The following is a 3,049-nucleotide window of genomic DNA, read 5'->3' as shown; positions in this document are numbered from 1 at the left end:
CAACCACCCCAACCATCCCCCGACCAGCACCGGAAGGCGCATCTCAACCTGCGCCCCGGCCGACATGCCGAGTCTTAACGGAAGCTTGACGCCCACAGCGCCCCGATCCGTGGGCCCACGCGTCACTCTCTGCTTACGCTGGTGCCGCCGTCCGCGTGATGGCCGAAACCACGCGCCGACCCGCACATCAGGAGCACGTAGATGGCCACGACCGAACACCCCCCGCCCAGCCGCCTGCGCGCCTGGATGCTGGAGGGCCTGTCCGACATGGGCAAGGGCCACGGCCACGCGGAGCAGCAGCCCGAGACCGAGTCCAAGCTGGAGCACAAGGGCCAGCCCTGGTACCGCGTCATGTGCCTCACCGGCGTCGACTACTTCTCGACCCTCGGCTACCAGCCGGGCATCGCGGCCCTCGCGGCCGGCCTGCTGTCACCCATCGCCACGATCGTGCTCGTGATCGTCACCCTGGCCGGGGCCCTGCCCGTGTACCGGCGGGTGGCCGACGAGAGCCCGCACGGCCAGGGCTCGATCGCGATGCTGGAGCGGCTCCTGACCTTCTGGAAGGGCAAGCTCTTCGTCCTGACCCTGTTGGGCTTCGCCGCCACCGACTTCCTGATCACCATCACCCTGTCGGCGGCCGACGCCTCGACCCACCTGGTCGAGAACCCCCATCTGAACAGCGCCCTGCACGACAAGCAGATGCTGATCACCCTCGTCCTCGTGGCCCTGCTCGGCGCGGTCTTCCTCAAGGGCTTTCTGGAGGCGATCGGCGTCGCCGTGGCCCTGGTCGGCGCCTACCTCGCGCTGAACGCCGTCGTGGTGGTCGTCGGTCTGTACCACGTCGCCACCGAGGGCCATGTGGTCACCGACTGGTCCAACGCCCTGACGGCCGAGCACGGCAACATCTTCGTGATGATCGGCGTGGCCCTGATCGTCTTCCCCAAACTCGCCCTCGGCCTCTCCGGTTTCGAGACCGGCGTCGCCGTGATGCCGCACGTCAAGGGCGATCCCGGCGAGACCGAGGAGCGGCCCGTGGGCCGGATCCGGGACACGAAGAAGCTGCTCACCACCGCCGCGCTGATCATGAGCTGCTTCCTGATCGCGACGAGCTTCATCACCACGCTGCTGATCCCGGAGAAGGAGTTCGAGTCGGGCGGGCAGGCCAACGGCCGCGCGCTGGCGTTCCTCGCCCACGAGTACCTCGGTGGCGCCTTCGGCACGGTCTACGACGTCTCCACGATCGCCATCCTGTGGTTCGCCGGCGCCTCCGCCATGGCCGGCCTGCTCAACCTGATGCCGCGATACCTGCCCCGCTACGGCATGGCACCCCACTGGGCCAGGGCGGTCCGCCCCATGGTCATCGTCTTCACGCTGATCGCCTTCCTGGTCACCTGGATCTTCGACGCCGACGTCGACGCCCAGGGTGGTGCCTACGCCACCGGCGTGCTGGTCCTCATCAGCTCCGCCGCCATCGCCGTGACCATCGCGGCCCGCGAGGCCGGTCAGCGGAACTGGTTCATAGGCTTCGCGGTCATCTCCGCGGTGTTCCTGTACACCACAGTCGTGAACGTCATCGAGCGCCCCGACGGCGTGAAGATCGGCGCCTGCTTCATCGCCGGCATCATCCTGGTCTCGCTCCTGTCCCGACTGGCTCGCGCCTTCGAACTCCGCGTGACCGATGTGACGTTGGACGCCATGGCGGAACGTTTCATCCGCGACATGGCGAGCCGCAAGATCCGGTTCATCGCCAACGAGCCCGACCGACGGGACAAGGCCGAGTACCGCGACAAGATCGAGCAGATCAGGGCCGACAACGACATCCCCGACCAGGAGGACTTCGTCTTCGTCGAGGTGACGGTGACCGACCCGTCCGAGTTCGAGGCCGGCCTGACCGTAAGCGGCGAGGTCCTGCACAACCGCTACCGCGTCCTGACCCTGGAGTCCTCCTCCATCTCCAACGCCCTGGCCGCTCTCCTCCTCCACGTCCGCGACTCGACCGGCCGCATCCCGCACATCTACTTCGAGTGGACCGAGGGCAACCCCTTCGCCAACTTCCTGCGCTTCTTCCTCTTCGGCCAGGGCGAGGTCGCCCCGGTCACCCGCGAGGTGCTCCGCGAGGCCGAGCCGGACCGGGACCGCCGCCCCCGCGTGCACACCGGCTGAAACGGCCGCGCCCATCAGGATCGCGTCAAGGTTGCACCGTAAGACGTCAGAGCACCACATCCGCAAGCCCGCACGGTCCCCTTCCCCCTTACCGTCAGCACTGTGCAGGGAAGCGGACGGCGCCCGACCCCGACCGGCGACCGCCACTGGCGTGGCAGTGTCCGGTTCGCCCTCGGCTGCGCTCTGGCCTTCCTCGGCATGACCCTGCTGGTCGACCTGGACGGCGAAACCCTCACTCCGGCCCGCGCCCTGCTCTGGCTGACCCTGACCGCCCTGCTCTTCACGATCCTCTTCCCCCAACGCGTGACCGCGGGCCCCGGCTGGCTGGAGGTACGCGGCCTCCTACGCCGACAGTCCGTACGCACGGACGAACTGGTCGCCATACGTCAACACGGCCACCTCTCCGCCCTCCTCACCCTCCGCGACACAGCCGGCTCCCACCTGACCCTGGACCCCCGCACCCTGATCGCCAACCCACTCCTCTGGCACGAACTAGACACAGGAGTCCGCCGCTCCCGCGAACGCGGCACCCTACGAGAAGGCACAGACGTCCTGAACAAGCTGGCCCACCAGATCGACGACGCAACGACTCAAGCCGTACTCAGAGCATCAGACATCTCCTGAACGCCCCCGGCCCGGGCCGCGGGGGGCATTGCCTCACGACCGCAGACGTCCACATCCGACGCCGAACGGGCATCCTCAGCAGCCCCCACCCACCGGCAGGGGCTATGCCCGCCCAAACACCTTCCAATCGCTCGGGGGACGATCATTGCCGTCCCCAGCCCCCACCCACCGGCAGGGGCCATGCCCGCCGTGGCACCTTCCAGCCCACCCGGCGCTTGAGGACGAGACATTGCTATCCCCGCCCGCCCGGGCGACCCCAGCC

2 protein-coding genes are annotated in these 3,049 nt (G+C 68.4%); both read left to right on the top strand.

The window, feature by feature from the left end; all coding sequences use genetic code 11:
• The first annotated feature begins 201 nt into the window (after positions 1-201).
• The gene (locus tag L0P92_RS43445; protein WP_234768650.1) at positions 202-2,163 is read left to right on the top strand and encodes an APC family permease; all 1,962 of its coding nucleotides are present in this window, start codon (positions 202-204) and stop codon (positions 2,161-2,163) included.
• Between the two features lie 102 nt (positions 2,164-2,265).
• Positions 2,266-2,787 carry a hypothetical protein gene (locus tag L0P92_RS43440; protein ID WP_234768649.1) on the top strand — a complete coding sequence of 174 codons (522 nt, stop codon included), beginning with the start codon at positions 2,266-2,268 and terminating at the stop codon, positions 2,785-2,787.
• Positions 2,788-3,049 lie beyond the last annotated feature (262 nt).

Origin of the sequence: Streptomyces muensis (assembly GCF_021474425.1) — a bacterium.
GTDB lineage: Bacteria > Actinomycetota > Actinomycetes > Streptomycetales > Streptomycetaceae > Streptomyces > Streptomyces muensis.
This window is presented reverse-complemented; position numbering and strand designations above follow the sequence as displayed.

Coding starts and splice junctions, on each gene's coding strand:
- L0P92_RS43445 (WP_234768650.1), top strand. CDS start 202: ATGGCCACGACCGAACACCCCCCGCCCAGCCGCCTGCGCGCCTGGATG.